Source organism: Agromyces bracchium (assembly GCF_009709675.1).
GTDB classification, from domain to species: domain Bacteria; phylum Actinomycetota; class Actinomycetes; order Actinomycetales; family Microbacteriaceae; genus Agromyces; species Agromyces bracchium.
The window spans coordinates 1-21,500 of sequence record NZ_WMLB01000019.1 but is presented as its reverse complement, the minus strand read 5'-3'; the positions used below and the strand labels follow the sequence as shown (position 1 = coordinate 21,500).

The 21,500-nt window shown below is 69.5% G+C and carries 19 protein-coding genes and 1 pseudogene; 10 read left to right on the top strand and 10 right to left on the bottom strand.

Features of this window, described 5'->3' with window-relative positions:
* Positions 1-4 precede the first annotated feature (4 nt).
* Positions 5-1,261, top strand: coding sequence for a Mur ligase family protein (locus GJ743_RS07380; protein ID WP_155051265.1), 1,257 nt, complete (start codon positions 5-7; stop codon positions 1,259-1,261).
* A complete protein-coding gene (locus GJ743_RS07375) occupies positions 1,258-1,998 on the top strand; it encodes a type 1 glutamine amidotransferase (protein WP_155051264.1) in 741 nt (246 codons plus the stop codon). Before GJ743_RS07380 ends, GJ743_RS07375 begins: the two co-directional genes overlap by 4 nt.
* A 75-nt stretch (positions 1,999-2,073) precedes the next feature.
* On the opposite strand, the gene GJ743_RS07370 is transcribed toward GJ743_RS07375, so the two are convergent.
* Positions 2,074-2,307: a DUF7455 domain-containing protein gene (locus GJ743_RS07370; protein ID WP_155051263.1), complete on the bottom strand. Its 234-nt coding sequence runs from the start codon at positions 2,305-2,307 to the stop codon at positions 2,074-2,076.
* Positions 2,308-2,453: 146 nt separating this feature from the next.
* Here GJ743_RS07370 and GJ743_RS07365 point away from each other — a divergent pair, with 146 nt between their 5' ends.
* Entirely contained in the window at positions 2,454-4,532 is a 2,079-nt protein-coding gene (locus GJ743_RS07365) for a DNA gyrase/topoisomerase IV subunit B (protein WP_328288904.1), read from the top strand.
* Between the two features lie 91 nt (positions 4,533-4,623).
* Here GJ743_RS07365 and GJ743_RS07360 read toward each other — a convergent pair whose 3' ends face one another.
* A complete protein-coding gene (locus tag GJ743_RS07360) occupies positions 4,624-7,092 on the bottom strand; it encodes a DNA gyrase/topoisomerase IV subunit A (RefSeq protein WP_155051261.1) in 2,469 nt (822 codons plus the stop codon).
* A gap of 77 nt (positions 7,093-7,169) precedes the next feature.
* Here GJ743_RS07360 and GJ743_RS07355 point away from each other — a divergent pair, with 77 nt between their 5' ends.
* Positions 7,170-8,315 carry an alkaline phosphatase family protein gene (locus tag GJ743_RS07355; RefSeq protein ID WP_230386636.1) on the top strand — a complete coding sequence of 382 codons (1,146 nt, stop codon included), beginning with the start codon at positions 7,170-7,172 and terminating at the stop codon, positions 8,313-8,315.
* A gap of 66 nt (positions 8,316-8,381) precedes the next feature.
* On the opposite strand, the gene GJ743_RS07350 is transcribed toward GJ743_RS07355, so the two are convergent.
* Positions 8,382-8,963 (bottom strand): DUF3043 domain-containing protein, encoded by a 582-nt coding sequence (locus GJ743_RS07350; RefSeq protein ID WP_328288903.1) that lies wholly within the window; start codon positions 8,961-8,963, stop codon positions 8,382-8,384.
* A 42-nt stretch (positions 8,964-9,005) separates the two neighbouring features.
* On the opposite strand from GJ743_RS07350, the gene GJ743_RS07345 reads away from it, so the two are divergent.
* From GJ743_RS07345 to GJ743_RS07325, 5 genes are all read left to right on the top strand, one after another.
* Positions 9,006-10,451 carry a dipeptidase gene (locus GJ743_RS07345; RefSeq protein WP_155051259.1) on the top strand — a complete coding sequence of 482 codons (1,446 nt, stop codon included), beginning with the start codon at positions 9,006-9,008 and terminating at the stop codon, positions 10,449-10,451.
* A gap of 126 nt (positions 10,452-10,577) precedes the next feature.
* Positions 10,578-10,928 carry an iron-sulfur cluster insertion protein ErpA gene (gene erpA / locus GJ743_RS07340; RefSeq protein ID WP_155051258.1) on the top strand — a complete coding sequence of 117 codons (351 nt, stop codon included), beginning with the start codon at positions 10,578-10,580 and terminating at the stop codon, positions 10,926-10,928.
* Between the two features lie 200 nt (positions 10,929-11,128).
* Positions 11,129-12,031: an aa3-type cytochrome oxidase subunit II gene (ctaC, locus tag GJ743_RS07335; protein WP_328288902.1), complete on the top strand. Its 903-nt coding sequence runs from the start codon at positions 11,129-11,131 to the stop codon at positions 12,029-12,031.
* Complete coding sequence (gene ctaD, locus GJ743_RS07330; RefSeq protein WP_155051256.1) at positions 12,028-13,764, top strand: aa3-type cytochrome oxidase subunit I; 1,737 nt, start codon at positions 12,028-12,030, stop codon at positions 13,762-13,764. The genes ctaC and ctaD overlap by 4 nt, the downstream gene beginning before the upstream one ends.
* Positions 13,765-14,187 (top strand): cytochrome c oxidase subunit 4, encoded by a 423-nt coding sequence (locus GJ743_RS07325; RefSeq protein ID WP_155051255.1) that lies wholly within the window; start codon positions 13,765-13,767, stop codon positions 14,185-14,187.
* Positions 14,188-14,241: 54 nt separating this feature from the next.
* Here the strand turns inward: GJ743_RS07325 and GJ743_RS07320 are convergent, their stop codons facing one another.
* The 6 genes from GJ743_RS07320 to ctaE are packed head-to-tail and all read right to left on the bottom strand — an operon-like array spanning position 14,242 to position 20,019.
* Positions 14,242-14,895 (bottom strand): methyltransferase domain-containing protein, encoded by a 654-nt coding sequence (locus tag GJ743_RS07320; protein ID WP_196216950.1) that lies wholly within the window; start codon positions 14,893-14,895, stop codon positions 14,242-14,244.
* A 52-nt stretch (positions 14,896-14,947) separates the two neighbouring features.
* Positions 14,948-15,796 (bottom strand): methyltransferase domain-containing protein, encoded by an 849-nt coding sequence (locus tag GJ743_RS07315; protein ID WP_155051254.1) that lies wholly within the window; start codon positions 15,794-15,796, stop codon positions 14,948-14,950.
* Between the two features lie 32 nt (positions 15,797-15,828).
* Positions 15,829-17,433, bottom strand: coding sequence for a cytochrome bc1 complex cytochrome b subunit (gene qcrB / locus GJ743_RS07310; protein ID WP_155051253.1), 1,605 nt, complete (start codon positions 17,431-17,433; stop codon positions 15,829-15,831).
* Positions 17,430-18,506 carry a cytochrome bc1 complex Rieske iron-sulfur subunit gene (gene qcrA / locus GJ743_RS07305; RefSeq protein ID WP_155051252.1) on the bottom strand — a complete coding sequence of 359 codons (1,077 nt, stop codon included), beginning with the start codon at positions 18,504-18,506 and terminating at the stop codon, positions 17,430-17,432. Before qcrA ends, qcrB begins: the two co-directional genes overlap by 4 nt.
* Positions 18,507-18,538: 32 nt before the next feature.
* Positions 18,539-19,330 carry a cytochrome bc1 complex diheme cytochrome c subunit gene (gene qcrC, locus GJ743_RS07300; RefSeq protein WP_155051251.1) on the bottom strand — a complete coding sequence of 264 codons (792 nt, stop codon included), beginning with the start codon at positions 19,328-19,330 and terminating at the stop codon, positions 18,539-18,541.
* A 50-nt stretch (positions 19,331-19,380) separates the two neighbouring features.
* Complete coding sequence (ctaE, locus tag GJ743_RS07295) at positions 19,381-20,019, bottom strand: aa3-type cytochrome oxidase subunit III (RefSeq protein ID WP_129233265.1); 639 nt, start codon at positions 20,017-20,019, stop codon at positions 19,381-19,383.
* Positions 20,020-20,149: 130 nt separating this feature from the next.
* Here ctaE and trpD point away from each other — a divergent pair, with 130 nt between their 5' ends.
* On the top strand, positions 20,150-21,202 hold the full coding sequence (gene trpD, locus GJ743_RS07290; protein ID WP_155051250.1) for an anthranilate phosphoribosyltransferase: 1,053 nt from the start codon (positions 20,150-20,152) through the stop codon (positions 21,200-21,202).
* Positions 21,203-21,256: 54 nt separating this feature from the next.
* Here trpD and GJ743_RS07285 read toward each other — a convergent pair.
* A pseudogene (locus GJ743_RS07285) lies at positions 21,257-21,500 on the bottom strand (glycerol kinase); the annotation flags it as partial.

Here is a 21,500-nt window from a genome sequence, read left to right as displayed (position 1 = left end):
GCACGTGAAGTACGCGCCGGCGATCCTCGTCGGCCGGCTCACCAGGATCGCCGCTCGGCTGCGCAAGCCGGGCGGCGGTTCGGCGGTGCCCGGCCTCGTCGTCAATACGATCGCCCCCGGCTATCTCCGCACGACCCTCTCCGGGTTCCCGCACGGCCTCGTCGTCGTCTCGGGCTCGAGCGGCAAGTCGACGACGACGAAGATGCTCGTCGCCATCCTCCGCGCGCACGGCGAGTCGGTCTTCACCAACCCGTCGACCGCGAACATCAGCCAGGGCCTCACGTCGGCGCTCCTCGAGCAGGCCGACTGGCGCGGCCGCGTTCCGGGCGACGTCGCGGTGCTCGAGATGGACGAGGGCCACGGTGCGCGCGTGATGGAGGGCGTCGACGCCCGGATCGTGACGCTGACGAACGTCATGGTCGACCAGATCGACCGGTTCCACGACTCCGACATGGTCGCCGGGATGCTCGCGAAGATCGCGGCCCGTGCGCACGGTTCGGTCGTCGTGAACGCCGACGACGCGTACCTCGAGCGGATCGCCGCCGGGCTCGGCGACGGCGTCGCGATCCGGCGCTTCGGCGTCGCGCCCGAGGTCCTCGCCGCCGCTCCGCGCGGGCTCGGCCACACCGAGACCAGCCCGGAACGCCTCGACCGGAGCGCCGGCGTGGTCGTGGCATCCGTCGACGGGGCGTCCGCCGTCCTCGCCGACGCCGGTCGCGACCTCGCCATCGGGCTGCCCGCGCGCGGCACGCACTACGCCGTCGACGCGGCCGCCGCGTACAGCACCGCACGTGCCGTCCTCGGGGAGCAGTTCGACCCGGAGGTCGCGGCTCGGGCACTCAGCTCCATCCCCGCGGTCTTCGGACGCGGCGAGCGGGTGAGCGTCCGCGGGCAGGAGGTCGACTTCGTGCTCGTGCAGAACCCCGCGAGCTACCAGCTCAACGTCGACAGCATCGCACCGGGGACCGAGCAGATCCTGTTCGCGATCGGATCGGACGTCCGCGACCCGTCCTACTTCTGGCCGACGGATGCCTCGTCGCTCGGCCGGGTCTCGATCGTCAGCGGATCCAAGGCCGACGAGGCCGCCCTGATGCTCGCGTACGACGGCGTCGGGATCGATCGCGTCGAGCACGACCTCGGACGAGCGCTCGACGACTTCCTCGCCGCGCCCGCCCCGGCGACCGGCGTGAAGACGATCGTCTTCACGGCCGACGCCATGCGGCGGACGCGCACGCACCTCGGCCTCACGGGAGCGGAATGACCCTCACCATCGTCTCGCTGCTGCCGTCGCTGCAGAACACGAACGGCGACGCGGAGAACGCGGCCGTCCTCGCCAGCCGCGCCCGATGGGCGGGGCTCGACGTGCGCGTCGTCCCGGTCGAGGTCCCCGAGGACCTTCCCGAGCGCGTCGACGCGGTCGTGCTCGGTTCGGGCAGCGACTCGTCGCTCGAGCGGAGCCGCGAGGTCCTGCTCGGACTGCACGACGAGCTCCGCCGGTGGGGCACGGAGGGCGTGCCGATCCTCGCGGTCGGCACGGGGTGGGAACTGCTCAGCTGGGGCATCGAGCTCGCCGACGGTCGCAGCATCGAGGGCCTCGGCATCCTCGCGGGGCGTGCGGTGCCGCGCGAGGGCCGCGCCGCGGGCGACCTGGTGGTCAAGGCCTCGGGCGGGCTCGGACTGCTCGTGGGCTTCGAGAACCACGCACGCGACTACGTCGGCGCGGAGGCCTCGCCGGTCGGGCGCATCCTGGCCGGTTCGGGCAACGGTCGCGGCTCGGGCCAGGAGGGCGTGCGCATGGGCGACGTCATCGGCACGCACCTGCACGGCCCCGTGCTCGCCAAGAACCCGCAGCTCGCCGACGCGATGCTGGCGCGCGCGTGCGAGCGCGCAGGGCTCGAATACACGCCGGGGGAGCGGACCCACGAGGTCGACCGGTACGCCGACGCCGCACGCACCCAGCAGCTGCGCACTGCGGGCGTCGCGGCATCCGCCACCTGACGCCGACGAACGACGCCGTCACGACGAACGCCCCCGGATTGCTCCGGGGGCGTTCTCGTCGTCGTGGGACGCGCGTCAGTTGCGCGTGTCGGTGAGGAGCCGGCTCGACTCGTCGTGCCAGCTGTGGGCGATCTGCGAGAGCTTCTCCTCGTGCTTGCGGCCGTGGTGCGCGCAGAAGAGGAGTTCGCCGCTCGCGACGACCACGCGGATGTAGGCCTGTGCGCCGCAGGCGTCGCAGCGATCGAGCGCCGTGAGCTCGTGCGGGGTGTCGAGTTCGTCGACCGCACCGGTGTCGGTGGTCTGGTTCATGGCGCCTCCTCCGTAGATCACGAGCCGTTTCCGTCACTCAATGAAAACACGACTTCGCCTCCGAACCTTCCGTGCGACCCCTCATTTCGCTCTGCGCGAAGCGCCTGAGCCGGGAACAGGGGTGGCCCTCAGTAGGCTTGTGCGACGTGAGCTCCGACTATTCCGCCCGTCATCTCTCCGTCCTCGAGGGCCTCGAGGCGGTCCGCAAGCGACCGGGCATGTACATCGGCTCGACCGACTCGCGGGGCCTCATGCACTGCCTCTGGGAGATCATCGACAACTCGGTCGACGAAGCCCTCGCAGGCCACGGCACCGAGATCGACGTCGTGCTGCACGCCGACCACAGCGTCGAGGTGCGCGACCGCGCCCGCGGCATTCCGGTCGACATCGAGCCGAAGACCGGGCTCACCGGTGTCGAGGTCGTGTACACGAAGCTGCACGCGGGCGGCAAGTTCGGTTCCGGGTCCTACTCCGCGTCCGGCGGTCTCCACGGCGTCGGCGCGTCCGTCGTGAACGCGCTGTCGGAGCGCCTCGACGTCGAGGTCGACCGCGGCGGGGCGACGTGGGCGATGTCGTTCCATCGCGGCGAGCCGGGCATCTTCGACGATGCGGGCGCCCCCTCGCCCGCCTCGGCGTTCCGGCCGTTCGAGCAGTCGAGCGAGCTGCGCAAGGTCGGGCGTGTCGCCAAGGCCGTGACGGGCACGCGCGTGCGCTACTGGGCCGATCCGCAGATCTTCACGCGCGGCGCGAGCTTCCAGCTCGAGGATCTGCTGAATCGGGCGCGGCAGACCGCGTTCCTGGTGCCGGGCCTCGCGATCACGGTGTCCGACGAGCGCGGCGAGGAGCCCGAGACGCACCGCTTCCAGTTCGAGGGAGGGATCTCGGAGTTCGCCGAGCACCTCGCCGTCGACGGCCCCGTCACCGACATCTGGCGCCTGACGGGCGACGGCCGCTTCACGGAGACCGTCCCGGTGCTGAACGACCACGGTGCGATGATCCCCACCGACGTCGAGCGGCACTGCCACGTCGACATCGCACTGCGATGGGGCACGGGGTACGACACCGTCATGCGGAGCTTCGTCAACATCATCGCGACGCCGAAGGGCGGCACGCACCAGTCCGGCTTCGAGCAGGGGCTGCTGAAGTTCGTCCGCCAGCAGGTCGAGCAGAACGCGCGGCGGCTGAAGGTCGGCAACGACAAGCTCGACAAGGACGACGTGCTCGCAGGGCTCACCGCCGTGCTCACGGTGCGGCTGCCCGAACCGCAGTTCGAGGGCCAGACGAAGGAGGTCCTCGGCACGCCCGCGGTGCGCTCGATCGTGGCATCCGTCGTGCAGAAGGCGCTCGGCGAGCGCTTCGCCTCGACCAAGCGCGACGACAAGGCGCAGACCTCGATGCTGCTCGAGAAGGTCGTCTCCGAGATGAAGGCGCGCATCTCGGCGCGCACCCACAAGGAGACGCAGCGCCGCAAGAACGCCCTCGAGACCTCGTCGCTGCCGGCGAAGCTGGTCGACTGCCGGTCGACGGATGTCGCGCAGAGCGAACTGTTCATCGTCGAGGGCGACTCGGCCCTCGGCACCGCCAAGCTCGCGCGCGACAGCGAGCACCAGGCGCTGCTGCCGATCCGCGGCAAGATCCTCAACGTGCAGAAGGCGTCGATCGCCGACATGCTCGGCAACGCCGAGTGCGCGTCGATCATCCAGGTGATCGGCGCCGGCTCAGGGCGCAGCTTCGACCTCTCCGCCGCACGGTACGGCAAGGTCATCATCATGAGCGACGCCGACGTCGACGGCGCCCATATCCGCACGCTGCTGCTCACGCTGTTCTTCCGCTACATGCGTCCGATGATCGAGGACGGCCGCGTCTTCGCGGCGGTGCCGCCGCTCCATCGCGTCGTGGTCATGAACCCCGGCTCGAAGCCCAACGACGTGATCTACACATACTCCGAGAAGGAGCTCGCGGGCGTGCTCGCGACTCTCCGGAAGCAGGGCAAGCGGTACCAGGACCCGATCCAGCGCTACAAGGGCCTCGGTGAGATGGACGCCGACCAGCTCGCGTCGACCACCATGGACCGGCAGCACCGGACGCTGCGTCGCGTGGGCGTGGCCGATGCCGAGAACGCCGGTCGCGTCTTCGAGCTCCTCATGGGCAACGAGGTGGCGCCGCGCAAGGAGTTCATCGTCGACAGCGCGGCGGCGCTCACGCGGGATCGCATCGACGCCTGAGGAATCCGCCCGGATCGACCGGCTGACGCGAACGCGCCCGTCGCACCATCGGTGCGGCGGGCGCGTTCGATCGATCGACGTCGAGCGCAGGTCAGCGGATGGCGCGGCCGATCACCTGCACGACGGCGTCGAGCGTCTGACCCGAACCGTCGCGCTTCGCGCCACTCTCGGGAAGCGCGCGAAGCGAACCGTCGGCGCCGAGGGCCCGTGCCGGACCCGGACCGACCCACGCGACCGAGAGCCCGTCCTGGCCCTTGAGGAACCGATGCGCGCGCACGCCGCCGGTCGCTCGGCCCTTGCCCGGGAACTCGGCGAAGTCGGAGACCTTCGCCGCGCCGGGGTCGGCGCCGAGGAGCGTATCGGCGGCCGCCGCCACGGTGACGACCACGGCCGACTCGACGTCGGCACGCGGAAGCACCGTGAACGAGACCACGCGCGCCGCGGCGTCGAGCTTCACGCCGGCCATGCCGCCCGCCGGGCAGCCCTGGGGTCGCACGGCCGACGCGGGGAAGTGCAGCAGCTGCGCATCGCTCGTGACGAACACGAGCTCGTCGTCGTCGCCGCCCTGCGACGCGCCGACGACGCGGTCGCCCGGCTTCAGCGAGACGACCTCGAAGTCGGGACGGTTGGGGTAGTTGCCGGGCGAGACACGCTTGACGACGCCCTGCTCGGTGCCGAGCACGATCGGCTGCTGGGAGTCGAGCGAGACGACCGCGAGCACCTGCTCGCTCCGGTCGGGCAGCGCGAGGTAGTCGGCGATGCGCACGCCCGCCCCGAGCTGGACCGAGTTCGGCGGCAGTGCGGGCAGGTCCATCGGCGAGAAGCGGATCAGGCGACCCTTCGATGTGACCGCCCCGATCTCGGTGCGGCTCGTCGTCGCGACCTCGGAGCGCACCGCGTCGTGCTTCGAGCGCCGGCTCGGGGGCGTGAGGGTGACGGATGCCTCGCCCTCGGGTGCATCGACCCGGGCGATCCGCCCGGTCGCACCGAGGATGACCCGGCACGGCACGTCGGCGTGCTCGAGGGTCGCGGGGTCGACCGCCTTGCGCGTCTTCGGCTGGACACGGGCCTCGGTGAGCATCGTGCGCCGCGGGGTGCCGAAGAGGTCGGCGGCACGATCCAGCTCCTCCGCGACCTGTTCGCGGATGCGCACGTCGCTCGCGAGGAGCTCCTCGAGGGCGGCGATCTCGGCGAGCAGCTGGTCGCGCTCGGCCTCGAGCTCGATGCGGGAGAACTTCGTGAGCCGTCGGAGGCGGAGCTCGAGGATGTACTCGGCCTGCAGGCGGCTGAGGTCGAAGACCTCCTCCAGGCGCGTGCGGGCGGCTTCGGCGTCGTCGCTCGAGCGGATGACCTGGATGACCTCGTCGATGTCGAGGATCGCGATGAGCAGGCCCTCGACGAGGTGCAGCCGTTCGCGCCGGCGGGCGAGCCGGAACTCCGAGCGCCGGGTGATGACGCGGATGCGGTGGGCCAGGTAGACGTCGAGCAGTTCGCGGAGGCCGAGCGTCTGCGGCTGCCCGTCGACGAGGGCGACGTTGTTGATGTTGAAGGAGTCCTCGAGCGGCGTCATCCGGTAGAGCTGCTCGAGCACCGCCTGCGGGTTGAAGCCGGTCTTGACGCCGATGACGAGGCGGAGCCCCTTGGTACGGTCGGTGAGGTCGGCGACATCCGAGATGCCGGTGATCTTCTTGGCGTTGACGCCGTCCTTGATCTTCTCGATGACCTTCTCGGGGCCGACGAGATAGGGCAGCTCGGTGACCACGAGCCCCGCCTTGCGCGGCGTGAGCTGCTCGACCGATACCTTGGCGCGCGTCTTGAACGACCCGCGACCCGTCGCGTACGCATCGCGCACGCCGGCGAGGCCCACGATCGTGCCGCCCGACGGGAAGTCGGGGCCCGGCACGAACTCCATGAGCTCGTCGAGCGTCGCCCCCGGGTTCCGGAGGAGGTGACGCGCGGCGGCCACGACCTCGACCAGGTTGTGCGGCGCCATGTTCGTCGCCATGCCGACGGCGATGCCGCTCGCGCCGTTGACGAGGAGGTTCGGGATCGCGGCGGGCAGCACCTCTGGCTGCTGGTGCGAGTTGTCGTAGTTCGGGACGAAGTCCACCACGTCTTCGTCGAGGTGCTCGGTCATCGACACGGCGGCCGGCGCCATGCGGGCCTCGGTGTAGCGCGCGGCGGCGGGGCCGTCGTCGAGGGAGCCGAAGTTGCCGTGGCCGTCGACGAGCGGGACGCGGAGCGTGAACGCCTGCGCCAGCCGGACGAGGGCATCGTAGATCGCGCTGTCGCCGTGCGGGTGGAGCTTGCCCATGACCTCGCCGACGACGCGCGCCGACTTCACGTGGCCGCGCTCGGGGCGGAGCCCCATGTCGCTCATCATGTAGAGGATGCGTCGCTGCACGGGCTTCAGGCCGTCGCGCGCGTCGGGGAGCGCGCGCGAGTAGATGACCGAGTAGGCGTACTCGAGGAAGGACCCCTGCATCTCCTCGGCGACGTCGATCTCGTCGATCCGCTCGGCGATGGGTGATGAGGAGGATTCGCTCTTGCCTGGGGTCATTCGTCGTCTCTGCGCAGGGCGTGCACGGGCACGCGCGGGGAACGGGGCCGCGCCCGGCCTGTGCCAGACTGGGCGCGATGCCAGCAATGCTACCGGTGCCCGCCGACGGAGCCCCGCGGCTCACCGGGGTGCTGCCCGCCGCCCTCGCCTCGATCGGCGGGGGCGCCGGCCCGTTCGAGCTCCCGGGCGTCGACTCGGCGGTCGTCGTGCTGGTCGACGGTCTCGGCGCCTCGAACCTGCGCGCACGATCGGGTCACGCCCGGTTCCTGTCGGGAACGATGGCCAAGCGCGACGTGATCCGCACCGTGTTCCCGTCGACGACGGCCGCGGCCATCGCGAGCTTCGCGACCGGCCTCATGCCTGGCGCGCACGGCCTCATGGGCTACCGCGTCCCCGACCGAGCGAACGACCGCGTCGTGAACCAGCTGAGCGGATGGGACGACCGCATGGTCCCCGAGTCGTGGCAGCCGCACGACACCGTGTTCGACCGCGCGGGGGAGCGGGGCGTGCGCGCCGTCGCGATCGGCGGCACCCGCTACGCGACCTCCGGCTTCACCCGTGCCGTGCTGCGCGGCGCGGAGTACCGTGCGGGAGCGAGGATCCACGACCGCTTCGCCGAGGCCCTCCGCGTGCTCGGCGAGGGGCCCGCGCTCGTCTACGTGTACGTCTCGGAACTCGACCAGATCGCGCACGCGCACGGGTGGGAGTCGGACCGGTGGATCGCCGCGCTCGAGACCCTCGATGCCGAGGTCGCCGACTTCGAGCGACGGATGCCGCGGGGCACGGGACTCCTCGTCACCGCCGACCACGGGGTGCTCGACGTGCCGCCGCACCGTCACGTCTTCGTCGACGCCGTGCCGGGCCTGCTGGACGGCGTCCGCCACGTCGCGGGCGAGCCCCGCTGCCTCGGCCTCGTCCTCGAGCCCGACCTCGACGAGGACGCCCGTTCGGCCGTCGCCGATCGATGGCGGGACGCCGAGGGAGACCGCGCCTGGGTCGTCACGCGCGACGAGGCGATCGCCGCAGGGCTCTACGGCGACGTCGAACCGGGCAACCTCGACCGCATCGCCGACGTGCTCGTCGCGGCCCGTTCGGGCGTCGCGTACTACGACCGGCGCGAGGCCGACCGCCGGGGCGAGGAGATGGTCGGCCAGCACGGGTCGCTCACCGACGAGGAGACGCGAATCCCGCTCATCCGGCTCGGGGCGTACCGGCGGGGCTGACGCCGCGAGACCGGCGAACATGACGGATGCCGCGGCGCGAGGCCGCGGCATCCGTCATGGCGTTCGTCAGGCCGGGTACTGGCCGCGCTTGACCTGCGGCTTCGGCAGTCGGAGCGGGCGCAGCTGCAGCGCACGCATCGCCGCATACCAGCGGAAGCGCTCGACCTTGGTCGCACCGAACTTGGCCCCGAGCTTCCGCTGCAGCGTGAAGCCGAGGATGATGACGTCGACCACGGAGACCAGGAAGAAGCCCCAGAGGGCGAAGATCCCGATGGTCTGGACCTCGTAGCTCGGGACGAACGTGAGCACGATCACGGCGAACATGACCGGGATGAGGATCTCGCCGATGCTGAAGCGCGCGTCGACGTAGTCGCGCACGTACTTCTTCTGCGGACCGCGGTCGCGCGCGGGCAGGTAGCGCTCGTCGCCGGCGGCCATGCCGACGCGGGCGCGCTCGCGCGCCTCGGCGGCCTTGGTGCGCGCCTGGCGCGCGGCCTCCTTGCGGTCGTTCGGCACGAGCGGGCGCTTGTTCGCGGCCTCGCGCTCGGCGCGGGTCGGAGTGGGTGCGCCCTTGCCGACCTTGGACGTCGCCGGTGCGGCGTCGTCGGGTGCGGAAGCGGGCGTCTCGGTCTTGGGGTGCTTGGCCACGGGGGAGTCCTCGTCGAATCGGTTCCTCTTAAGATTAGCCGCATGAGCCAGACCCGACCCGACACATCCTCACGCGCCCTCGCCGCCGCCGACGCCGAACCCGCCCTCACGGTGGAACGACTCCGCGCCGCGGTCGAGGCGGGCTTCCCCTCGACGGTCGCCGACCTCACGGAGCTCGTGCGGATCCCGTCGGTGTCGTGGGCGGCCTTCGACCCCGAGCACGTCGCGCGGAGCGCGGAGGCGGTCGCCGAACTCGTGCGCGGCCTCGACGTGTTCGACGTGGTCGACATCCGGCGTGCGCCGATCGGCGACGGCGGCGAGCTCGGCCAGCCCGCCGTGGTCGCCCGCCGTGATGCCCGCAACGGTCGGCCGACCGTCCTGCTCTACGCGCACCACGACGTCCAGCCGCCCGGCCGCGACGAGGACTGGGAGTCGACGCCCTTCGAGCCGACGCTCCGGGGCGACCGCCTGTACGGCCGCGGCGCCGCCGACGACAAGGCCGGCGTCATGGCCCACGTGGCCGCGATCCGCGCACTCGTCGACGTGCTGGGCACGGACCTCGACCTCGGCATCGCCCTCTTCATCGAGGGGGAGGAGGAGTTCGGCTCGCGATCGTTCTCGACCTTCCTCCGCGAGAACCGCGACCTGCTCGAGGCCGACGCGATCGTGGTCGCCGACTCGAACAACTGGGACGTCGACACGCCCGCGCTCACCGTCGCGCTCCGCGGCAACGTGACCTTCCGGCTCACGGTCTCCACGCTCGCGCACGCGTCGCACTCGGGCATGTTCGGCGGCGCCGTCCCGGATGCGATGCTCGCGGCCATCCGCCTGCTCGGCACCCTGCACGACGACGAGGGCGCGGTCGCCGTCACCGGACTGTCTTCGGCCGACCTGGAGACCCCGGCGTACGACGAGGCGCAGCTCCGCGCCGAGACCGGGCTCCTCGACGGGGTGACGCCGATCGGCCGCGGCACGATCCTCTCGCGAATCTGGGCGCAGCCGTCGATCACGGTCACCGGGATCGACGCGCCGACCGTCGCGAACGCCTCGAACACGCTCATCCCTCGCGTCGCGGTCCGGATCAGCGCGCGCATCGCGCCCGGACAGGACGCCGCCGAGGCGCTCGAGGCGCTGCGCGCCCACGTGCACGCCAACGCGCCGTTCGGGGCCCACGTCGTGATCGACGACGTCGACACGGGCCAGCCCTTCCTCGTCGACACGTCCGGCTGGGCGGTCGCCGAGGCCAAGGCCGCGATGGCCGAGGCGTGGGGCGTCGAGCCGGTCGACATCGGCGTCGGCGGCTCCATCCCGTTCATCGCCGAGCTCGTCGAGGAGTTCCCGGAGGCGCAGATCCTGGTCACCGGCGTCGAGGACCCCGACTCGCGGGCGCACAGCCCGAACGAGTCGCTGCACCTCGGAGTGTTCCGTCGCGCGGTGCTCGCCGAGGCCGCGCTGCTCGCGCGCCTGCACGCGCGGGCGGGGGAGTAGCAGGAGAGCGCCGCCGCCCGCGGGCGGCGGCGCTCGCCGCCCGCCACCGCGGCGGATGACGCCTCAGGGCGAACGCGCATCCTGCGCAGGTACAATCGGGCTGACCGACCTTCATCGAGGAGCGATATGAGCGACACGATCACCGACGCCGCCCACGGCGTGAAGCTGAGCGATCCGGCTGCCGACAAGGTGCGCAGCCTCCTGTCGCAGGAGGGCCGCGACGACCTGCGTCTGCGCGTGGCCGTCCAGCCCGGCGGGTGCTCCGGCCTCATCTACCAGCTGTACTTCGACGAGCGCCTGCTCGACGGCGACGCGGTCGTGGACTTCGAGGGCGTCGAGGTCGTGGTCGACAAGATGAGCGTCCCGTACCTCGACGGCTCGACGATCGACTTCGAGGACACGATCCAGAAGCAGGGATTCACGATCGACAACCCGAACGCGCAGGGCAGCTGCGCGTGCGGCGACTCGTTCCACTGAGTTCGCACGCAGCAACGCGATGAGGGAGACCGCCACGGCGGTCTCCCTCATCGCGTTTCCGGCCGTCGGACCGCAGTTCCGATGCACATCGGGCTGAATGCGCGCTGATGGTGCACGAGCGGGCCGCCGACTCGGAGTAGGCTAGGGCTGATCAATGCGCCTCGCTGAGAGGCGCCTTCGAATCTCCCGAAAGGTCACCGGTGCGCCACAATCGCCGTCTCCGATGGGCTGCTGTTCCGATCGCAGCGACGCTCAGCCTCGTCCTCGCCGGATGCACGCAGGCTCAGCTGAACGGATTCCTCCCCGGCTTCGTCGAGGGCGAGGAGCCCGTGACGAACCACACCGAGCGGGTCTCGGGCCTGTGGGTGACGTCGTGGATCGTGCTGCTCGTGGTCGGCGTGGTGACCTGGGGCCTCACGATCTGGGCGGTCGTGGCCTACCGCCGGCGCAAGGGCCAGACCGGCCTCCCGGTCCAGCTCCGCTACAACATGCCGATCGAGGTCTTCTACACCGTCGTCCCGCTCATCCTGGTGCTCGGGTTCTTCGCATTCACCGCCCGCGACCAGCAGGTGATCGAGGCGCGCTTCGCCGAAGACGACATCGACGTGAAGATCGAGGCCATCGCCAAGCAGTGGTCGTGGGACTTCAACTACGTCAACGAAGACGTCTACAGCGCCGGCATCCAGGCGCAGCTCGACGACGAGGGCCCCGCCGGCTCCGTCAAGCAGGACGAGCTGCCCACGCTGGTCCTCCCCGTCGGCGCCAACGTCGAGATCGCGCTCGAGTCGCGCGACGTGATCCACTCGTTCTGGGTCGTCGACTTCCTCTACAAGAAGGACATGTTCCCGGGCAAGACGAACTACATGTCGTTCGTCCCGGAGCGCGAGGGCACGTACGCCGGCAAGTGCGCCGAGCTCTGCGGCGAGTACCACTCGCTCATGCTCTTCAACGTCGAGGTGGTCTCCGAGGCCGAGTACGAGGACTACATCGAGGAGCTCCGCGACTCCGGCAACGAGGGCCAGCTCTCGACCGAGTACGACCGGAACCAGAACCTGCCCGGCACGGGCGCGCCCGAACTGAATGAGGAGCACGAAGGCGAATGAGCACCACCACCGCACCGGCTCGCCCCGCGACCTCGTCGCAGCCGTTCGGCGCTGCGAAGGTCGAGCGCAAGGGCAACGTCCTCGTCAAGTGGATCACCTCCACCGACCACAAGGTCATCGGGTACCTCTACCTGATCACCTCGTTCATCTACTTCTGCATCGGCGGCGTGATGGCCCTCATCATCCGCGCGCAGCTGTTCGAGCCGGGCCTCGAGGTCATCCAGACCCGTGAGCAGTACAACCAGCTGTTCACGATGCACGGCACGATCATGCTGCTGATGTTCGCGACTCCGCTGTTCGCCGGCTTCGCGAACGTGCTGATGCCGCTCCAGATCGGTGCGCCCGACGTCGCCTTCCCGCGTCTGAACGCGTTCGCCTACTGGGCGTTCAACTTCGGCTCGCTCATGGCCGTCGCCGGATTCTTCACTCCCCAGGGCGCCGCGTCGTTCGGCTGGTTCGCATATCAGCCACTCGCCTCGACCACGTTCTCACCAGGAGTCGGTGGCAACCTCTGGATGCTGGGACTCGGCCTCTCCGGCTTCGGAACGATCCTCGGCGCGGTGAACTTCATCACGACGATCGTCACCATGCGCGCTCCCGGCATGACGATGTTCCGGATGCCGATCTTCACGTGGAACACCCTCGTGACCTCGATCCTCGTGCTGATGGCGTTCCCGGTCCTCGCCGCCGCGCTCCTCGCGGCCGCCGCCGACCGCGTGTTCAACGCCCACATCTACGACCCCGAGAACGGGGGAGTGATCCTGTGGCAGCACCTCTTCTGGTTCTTCGGCCATCCCGAGGTGTACATCATCGCCCTGCCGTTCTTCGGCATCGTGTCCGAGATCTTCCCGGTCTTCAGCCGCAAGCCGATCTTCGGATACAAGACCCTGATCTACGCGACGATCGCGATCGCGGCGCTGTCGGTCACCGTGTGGGCGCACCACATGTACGTCACCGGCTCGGTGCTCCTGCCGTGGTTCGCGCTCATGACGATGCTCATCGCGGTGCCGACCGGCGTGAAGATCTTCAACTGGATCGGCACGATGTGGCGTGGTTCGATCACGTTCGAGACACCGCTGATCTGGTCGCTCGGCTTCCTCATCACGTTCGTCTTCGGTGGCCTGACCGGCGTCATCCTCGCCTCGCCGCCGCTCGACTTCCACGTGTCCGACACGTACTTCGTCGTCGCCCACTTCCACTACGTCGTCTTCGGAACGGTCGTCTTCGCGATGTTCGCCGGCTTCTACTTCTGGTGGCCGAAGTGGACCGGCAAGATGCTGAACGAGACGCTCGGCAAGTGGCACTTCTGGCTGCTGTTCATCGGCTTCCACACGACGTTCCTCATCCAGCACTGGCTGGGCGTCGTCGCGATGCCGCGCCGGTACTACTCGTACCTGCCGGAGGACAACATCACCTGGATGAACCAGCTCTCCACGATCGGTGCGTTCATCCTGGCGATCTCGCTGATCCCGTTCTTCCTGAACGTCTACATCACCGCGCGCCGCGCACCCAAGGTGACGGTCAACGACCCGTGGGGCTACGGCGGGTCCCTGGAGTGGGCGACGAGCTGCCCGCCGCCGCGGCACAACTTCACGTCGATCCCGCGCATCCGTTCGGAGCGTCCGGCGTTCGACCTGAACCACCCCGAGGCGGGCATCCCGGTCGGCATCGGTCCGGCCAAGGACGCGCCCCACGCCCCCGTGATCGACGCAGAGACCAAGGAAGTCAAGTAGATGCGCGCCAATGTCATCCTGTTCTGGGTCCTGACCGGCTTCTTCGCCCTCTCGGCCGCGGTCTACATCTTCTGGACGGCGATCGACGAGCGTGAGCCGGGCGTCGAGTGGGTCGGCCTCGTGGCCATCTCGCTCAGCGCGGTGCTCAGCGCATTCATCGCGTTCTACCTCGGCCGCGTCCACAAGGAGCAGGGCGGGGAACTGCCCGAGGACCGACTCGACGCGAACATCGACGACGGTGACGCCGAGCTCGGCTTCTTCAGCCCGTGGAGCTGGTGGCCGATCCTGCTCGCCGGTTCGGCGGCGCTCGCCTTCCTCGGGCTCGCGGTCGGCGTGTGGATCTCGTTCCTGGCGATCGGTCCTGCGCTCGTCAGCCTCGTCGGGTGGGTCTACGAGTACTACCGCGGGAACTTCGCCCGCTGATCGGGCAACCGCGTCACGACGTCCTCGGTGCTCCGGCACCGGGGACGTCGTCGTTCATGCGCGATGCGCGGCCGCGATGCGCCACGGTCCTGCCCGGATGACGTCGTCGAGCGCGAAGCCTGCTGACCGCAACGTGTCGTACATCGCGTCAGGGCGGTGCAGGTAGCCGCGGTACTCCTTTCCGCGCAGTCGCATCATGAGGTTCGCCGCACCGACGAGGGCGCGCCTCGGCCACGTTCGCGCCGGATGGCTGAACACGACGGTCCGACGCGCGTGTGCCGCGGACGCGGCGAGCAGCGCGACGGCATCCGGGTAGCAGCAGACGACGCGGTGCAGCACGACGTGATCTGCGACCGAAACGTCTAGGTCCGCGGTGGCGAGGTCGACGCCGACGAGGCGCCGGGCGCGGGAGGAGAGACCCGCCTCGTCCAGGAGCGCCCGCGCAGCCGACTCGTACGCGCCGGACATCTCGAGGTTCGTCGTGCTCGAGGCGCCGTGGCGGAGCAACTCGAGCTGGATGGCACCGATGCCGCCCCCCACTTCGAGCACGGACGTTCCCTCGACGCCCTCGGACTCGATGCGCTCGGCGATGCGACGCTCGGATCCGGTGAGACCCTTGCGCCGATAGCGCCGGTCGAGCTGTCGCGCGAAGCGTGCGTCGAAGGCCTCGTCGTACCGAGACTGGCCCGGACTGCAGCACTGCTCCATGCGCCCAGTATGCACCCGCGCGCATCGGCGATGCGTTGGCTGATGCACGCCTTCAGGATGACTCGGCGACCTCGAACGACAGCACGTCGACGGACACCGTGACCGTCGCGAGCTCACCGCCGTCAGTGGCGGCCAGCGCAGCCGCGTGGTGAGCCGACGGACCCATCCCTGCAAGTCGTGCGCGCAGCTCGGCATCCGCTTCGATCCGGTACTCGACGCGTGGTCCGCCCCGGCGAGAGAAACCCGCGGCCCCGAGCTGTTCGGCGACCGCCGAGTCCTTCTCGGCGGGGATGTCGAGCAGGGCGCCCCGCGCGCGAAGCTCGCTCAGGTGCGCTGCCGTGGGGACGACCACGATCACGCGACCGTCGTGCCGGAGGATGCGCCGGAATTCGGCAGGATTGCGAGGCGCGAACACGTTGAGGATCGCGTCCGCCGTGGCATCCGCGATCGGGAGGGGGCGCCAGATGTCGAGCACCACGCCGGACGCGCGGGGGACGGCGCGGAGTGCCATCCTGACGGCGTCGGGGGAACGATCTGCGAGCAGGATCCGGGCGCTCGGAATCGAGTCGCTGATCCTGGCGGAGTAGTACCCCGTGCCGCAGCCGAGGTCGGCGACGCGCAGCGCACCCGAGGAGGCCGTCGTTCGATCGTCGGCGACGAGCGAGATGAGTGCGTCCGAGATCGGTGCGAAGACACCCCGGTCGAGCAATCCGGCTCGCGCCGCCAGCATGTCCCGGTCGTCGCCGATCGTCCGCGGGGCCCTCGGCGGGAGGAGGGTCAGGTACCCGAACTTCGACCGATCGAAGCGATGACCGTTCGCGCAACCGTAGACCCGCTCATCGACGGGATCGACTGCGGAGAAGCAGTTCGGGCACCGGAGCCAGGTCGAATCGATCGACATGGCCCGGTGCCCGAACTCAGTTGGTGCGACGATCAGTGGTGATCGTGGTGCGCGGCCTCGAGCTCGCCCTTGGTGACGGGGGCGATCCGGTCCTCGAAGAACCAGCGCGACATGCCGGCGCGGAGGCGCTGGCCGACCGTGATCTTGCCCCGAGCGTTCGGGCGGATCATCAGCGGCTCGTACGACTCGTAGCTCACGAGCTTCCAGCGGTCGTACTCGTCGAGGGGCTGGTGCACCTCGATGAACTCGCCGCCCGGCAGCTTCACGATGCGGCCCGACTCGTAGCCGTGCAGCACGATCTCGCGGTCCTTCTTCTGCAGCGCGATGCACACGCGCTTCGCGACGAAGTACGCGACGATCGGGCCGAGGAAGAGCAGCGCCTGGAGGGAGTGGATCACGCCCTCCATCGTCAGCTTGAAGTGCGTCGCGATGATGTCGGAGGCCGCTGCGGCCCACAGCACGGCGTAGAAGGTCACGCCGGCGGCACCGATCGCGGTGCGGGTGGGGTTGTTGCGAGGACGGTCGACGATGTGGTGCTCGCGCTTGTCGCCGGTGACCCACGCCTCGACGAACGGGTAGATCAGCACGGTCGCGATGAACAGTCCGAGTCCGACCAGCGGGACGAGGATGTTGAACGACCACGTCCGGTCGAACAGCACGAACTCCCAGCCCGGCGGGATGAGGCGCAGTGCGCCGTCCGCGAAGCCGATGTACCAGTCGGGCTGGGTACCGGCGGAGACGGGCGACGGGTCGTAGGGGCCGTAGTTCCAGATCGGGTTGATCGTGAACAGCGACGCGATGAGTGCCAGCACGCCGAACACCAGGAAGAAGAACCCGCCGGCCTTGGCCGCGTAGATCGGGAGGATGGGCGGGCCCACCGCGTTCTGCTGGGTGCGGCCGGGAGCAGCGTACTGGGTGTGCTTGTGCACGACCACGAACATCAGGTGCAGCGCGATGAGAGCCAGGAGGATCACCGGAAGCAGCAGGATGTGGAGCGTGTAGAGGCGTCCGACGATCGCCGTACCGGGGAACTCGCCGCCGAAGAGGAGGAACGAGGTCCAGGTGCCGATGAGCGGGATGCCCTTGATCATGCCGTCGATGATCCGCAGGCCGTTGCCCGAGAGCAGGTCGTCGGGGAGCGAGTAGCCCGTGAAGCCCTCGCCCATCGCCAGGATGAACATCACGAAGCCGATGACCCAGTTGAGCTCGCGCGGCTTGCGGAACGCACCCGTGAAGAAGATGCGCAGCATGTGCAGGCCGATGGCCGCCACGAACATGAGCGCGGCCCAGTGGTGCATCTGACGGACGAAGAGACCGCCTCGGAGATCGAAGGAGATGTCGAGCGTCGAGGCCATGGCCACCGACATCTCGACGCCCTTGAGCGGCACGTACGAGCCGTCGTACTCCACCTCGGCCATCGAGGCCTGGAAGAAGAACGTGAGGAACGTGCCGGTGATCAGGATGACGAGGAAGCTGAAGAGCGCGACCTCGCCGAGGAGGAAGGACCAGTGGTCGGGGAACGCCTTGCGACCGAGTTCCTTGACGAACGTCGAGACGCTCGTCCGCTCATCGATGTAGTTCGAGGCGGCCGCCGTGAAGGTACGACGCTGCGGCTCGCGGGTGGTTGCGGTGCTCAATGACGCTCCCAGAAGCTCGGGCCCACGGGTTCGGTGAAATCGCTCTGCGCGACGAGGTAGCCCTCGTCGTCGACCATGATCGGCAGCTGCGGCAGCGGCCGGGCGGCCGGGCCGAAGATGACCTCGCAGTGGTTCGCCACGTCGAACTGCGACTGGTGGCAGGGGCAGAGCAGGTGGTGCGTGTGCTGCTCGTAGAGGGCCACGGGGCAGCCGACGTGCGTGCAGATCTTCGAGTAGGCGACGATGCCGTCGTACGACCACGACGCACGGTCCGGGAGCTCGTTGAGCTCGTCGGGGTTGAGGCGCATGAGCAGGACCGCGGCCTTGGCCTTCTCTTCGAGCTTGCCGTGGTGCAGTTCGCTGAGCCCCTCGGGGATCACGTGGAAGGCGCTGCCGATCGTGACGTCGGACGCCTTGATCGGAACGCCGGACGGGTCGAGCGTGAGCCGCGTGCCCGCCTTCCACATCGTGTGGCTGAGCAGTTCGACCGGGTTCTCGTCCTGCGGCGCGAGCCCGCGGAACAGGACGACCGCGGGAAGCGGGAAGACGAGGAGCGCGCCGATGAGGCTGTTGCGGATGACCGCGCGGCGCGAGAAGCCCGACTCCCGGTCGGCGTCCTGGAAGACCTTGACCGCGCCCTCGCGGGCGACCTGGTTGCCGCCGACCTTGTGGCGCTCGTCGGCGATCTCGACGTCGGTCATGACCGCCTTCGCCCAGTGCACGGCACCGAAGCCGATGCCGAGCAGGGCGAGCGCCGCACCGAGGCCGATGAACAGGTTGTTCAGGCGGACGTCGCCGACGTCGTTGCCCTCCATCGGGAAGAGCATGTACGCCGCGATCGCCCAGATGCTGCCGAGGATCGACAGGTAGAAGAGCGTGTACACCGTGCGCTGTGCACGCTTCTCCTTCTTCGGGTCCTCATCGGTGACGCGCGGACGGTGCGGCGGGAAGCCGGGGTTCTCGAACGCGTCGGACTGGATGAGGGCGGTGCCCGTCTTCACGGCGGGGACGGTCTCGGCGTGCGACGAGTCGGCAGCGGCGAGTTCGGTGCCGCTGTGGTCGTCCTGTGCCATGGTTCTCCTTCTTCGCTTCTTCGGTGCGGGCCCTAGTTGGACTTCGCCGTGATCCACACGGTGATCGCGACGATGGCGCCGAGACCGAAGATCCAGATGAACAGACCCTCCGCGACCGGGCCGAGCGAGCCGAGCTCGAAGCCACCGGGCGAACGGTTGTCCTGCACGTACTGCAGGTAGGTGATGATGTCGCGCTTGTCTTCCGGCGAGATGTTCAGGTCGTTGAAGACCGGCATGTTCTGCGGGCCCGTGACCATGGCCTCGTAGATGTGCACGCCCGAGACATCCGTCAGCGGGGGAGCGAACTTGCCCTCGGTGAGGGCGCCGCCCGCGCCGGCCACGTTGTGGCACATGGCGCAGTTGATGCGGAAGAGCTCGGCGCCGTTCGCCGCGTCGCCGCCGCCGTTGACGAGGCTGTCGGCGGGGATGTCGGGCCCGGGCCCCAGCGAGGCGACGTAGTACGCGAGCTGCTTGACCTGCTCGTCGGTGAACTGCACGGGCTTCTGCTCGGCCTGCGGGCCCTGCATCTGCATGGGCATGCGACCGGTGCCGACCTGGAAGTCGACGGCGGCGGCGCCGACGCCGATCAGGCTGGGCCCGTCGTTCGTGCCCTGCGCCTCGAGGCCGTGGCAGGTGGCGCAGTTGGCCTGGAAGAGCTTGCCACCCTCCTCGATCGTCTCCTGCGACGTGGGGGAGGGCTCGGCCTGAGCCGTCGTGGTGCTGAAGGCGGCGTACGCGCCTCCGGTGAACACGAGGCCGAGCGCGAGCAGCGCGGCGGTGGCGAGCGGATGCCGGCGGCCGGTGCGTCGCTTCGAGCGGTTCATTGATCTCTTCCTGTTCACGGGCATTGCGAAGTTGGCGCTCCTGGCTCGGGCTACTTGAGGACGTAGATGACGAGGAAGAGGCCGATCCAGACCACGTCGACGAAGTGCCAGTAGTACGACACGACGATCGCGCTGGTGGCCTCCTTGTGGCCGAAGTTCTTGACGGCGAAGACCCGGCCGATCACGAGGAGGAAGGCGATGAGGCCGCCGGTGACGTGCAGCGCGTGGAAGCCGGTCGTGAGGTAGAAGGCCGAGCCGTAGGCGTTCGAGTCGAGCGCGATGCCCTCGGCCACGAGCTGCGCGTACTCGAGCGACTGCCCGGCGACGAAGATGGCGCCCATGACGTAGGTGACGAAGAACCACTCGACCATGCCCCAGTCGCGCAGCTTCCAGCTCGTGCGGTACGGCTGCATGCGCTCGGCGGCGAAGACGCCGAACTGGCACGTGAAGGAGGACGCGACGAGGATCAGCGTGTTGACGAGGGCGAACGGGACGTTCAGCCGGCCGGCCTCGAAGTCCCACAACTCGGGCGACGTCGACCGAAGCGTGAAGTAGATCGCGAAAAGGCCCGCGAAGAACATGACCTCGCTGCCAAGCCACACGATGGTACCGACCGCGACGGTGTTCGGCCGCTTGATCGCAGGCGCACTCGTCTGAAACGTCATTGAGGTGCTCGTCACGTTCACCATTATGGCTGATCCTCGGACGTGTTTTCGGACGGGGCGGGTCCGGATGTCGGACATCATCCCCCGCGAGCCGACGATTCCGCTGGCGGATTCCCGTGAAAACGCCCCGAATCCCGTCGATAGGATCGTGTGCATGCCCTCCATGCAGACCTGGCCGGATGTCCTGAACTCGCTCCTCGCGGGCGAGGACCTCAGCGTGTCGGATGCCGCGTGGTGCATGGAGCAGGTCATGACGGGCGTCGCGACCGACGCACAGCTTGCGGCGTTCCTCATCGCCCTTCGCGTAAAGGGGGAGACCGTCGACGAGATCGTCGGCTTCCGCGATGCGATCCTCGAGCACGCCGTCGAGCTGCCCGTCGACGCGATGGCGCTCGACATCGTGGGCACGGGCGGCGACCGCTTCGGAACGGTCAACGTCTCGACCATGGCCTCCGTCGTCTGCGCCGCGGCCGGCGTGCCGGTCGTCAAGCACGGCAACAAGGCGGCGAGTTCGGCGTCGGGCTCGTCCGACGTGCTCGGTGCGCTCGGCATCGACCTCACGATGCCCGCGCACCGCGTGGCCGAGGTGCTCGACGAGACGGGGATCACGTTCGCGTTCGCCGCGGCGTTCCACCCCGGCTTCAAGCACGCGGGCCCGGTCCGGGCACAGCTCGGGGTGCCGACCGTGTTCAACTTCCTCGGGCCGCTGTGCAATCCGGCCCGCCCCGAGGCATCCGCTGTCGGCGTCGCCCATCTCGATCGCGTGCCGCTCATCGTCGGCGTGTTCCAGACCCGCGGTGCGACCGCCCTGGTGTTCCGCGGGGACGACGGTCTGGACGAGCTCACGACGACGGGGCACAGCCACATCTGGGAGGTCTCGCGCGGCACCGTCAAGGAGCACGACCTCGACCCGCGCGAGCTGGGGATCCCGCGGGCGAGCATCGACCAGCTGCAGGGCGGCGACGCGCAGCACAACGCGAGCATCGTGCACGAGGTCTTCGCCGGTGCGCGCGGTCCGATCCGCGACATCGTCGTGCTGAACGCCGCGGCCGGCCTCGTCGCCTTCGAGCTCGCGAACGACCCGAGCCAGTTCCAGCGGACGATCCTCGAGCGGTTCCACGAGAAGATGGCCGTGGCCGAGGGCGCGATCGACAGCGGGGCGGCCGCGCGCAAGCTCGAGGAGTGGGTCGCCGCGACCCGGCGCTGACACGGCGGACGGGGCCCCGCCGAAGCAGGACCCCGTCCGGTGATCGGTCGAATCTCAGGTGACGTCCTCGTCGACCCAGTCGAAGGTCTTCGTGACGGCCTTCTTCCAGAGGCGGAGCTGCCGGTCCCGCTCGTCGGCGTCCATCTTCGGCTCCCAGCGACGGTCCTCCTGCCAGTTGGAGCGCAGGTCGTCGAGGCCCGACCAGAATCCGGTCGCGAGCCCCGCGGCGTAGGCGGCGCCGAGCGCGGTCGTCTCGGCGACGACCGGGCGCACGACGGGCACGCCGAGGATGTCGGCC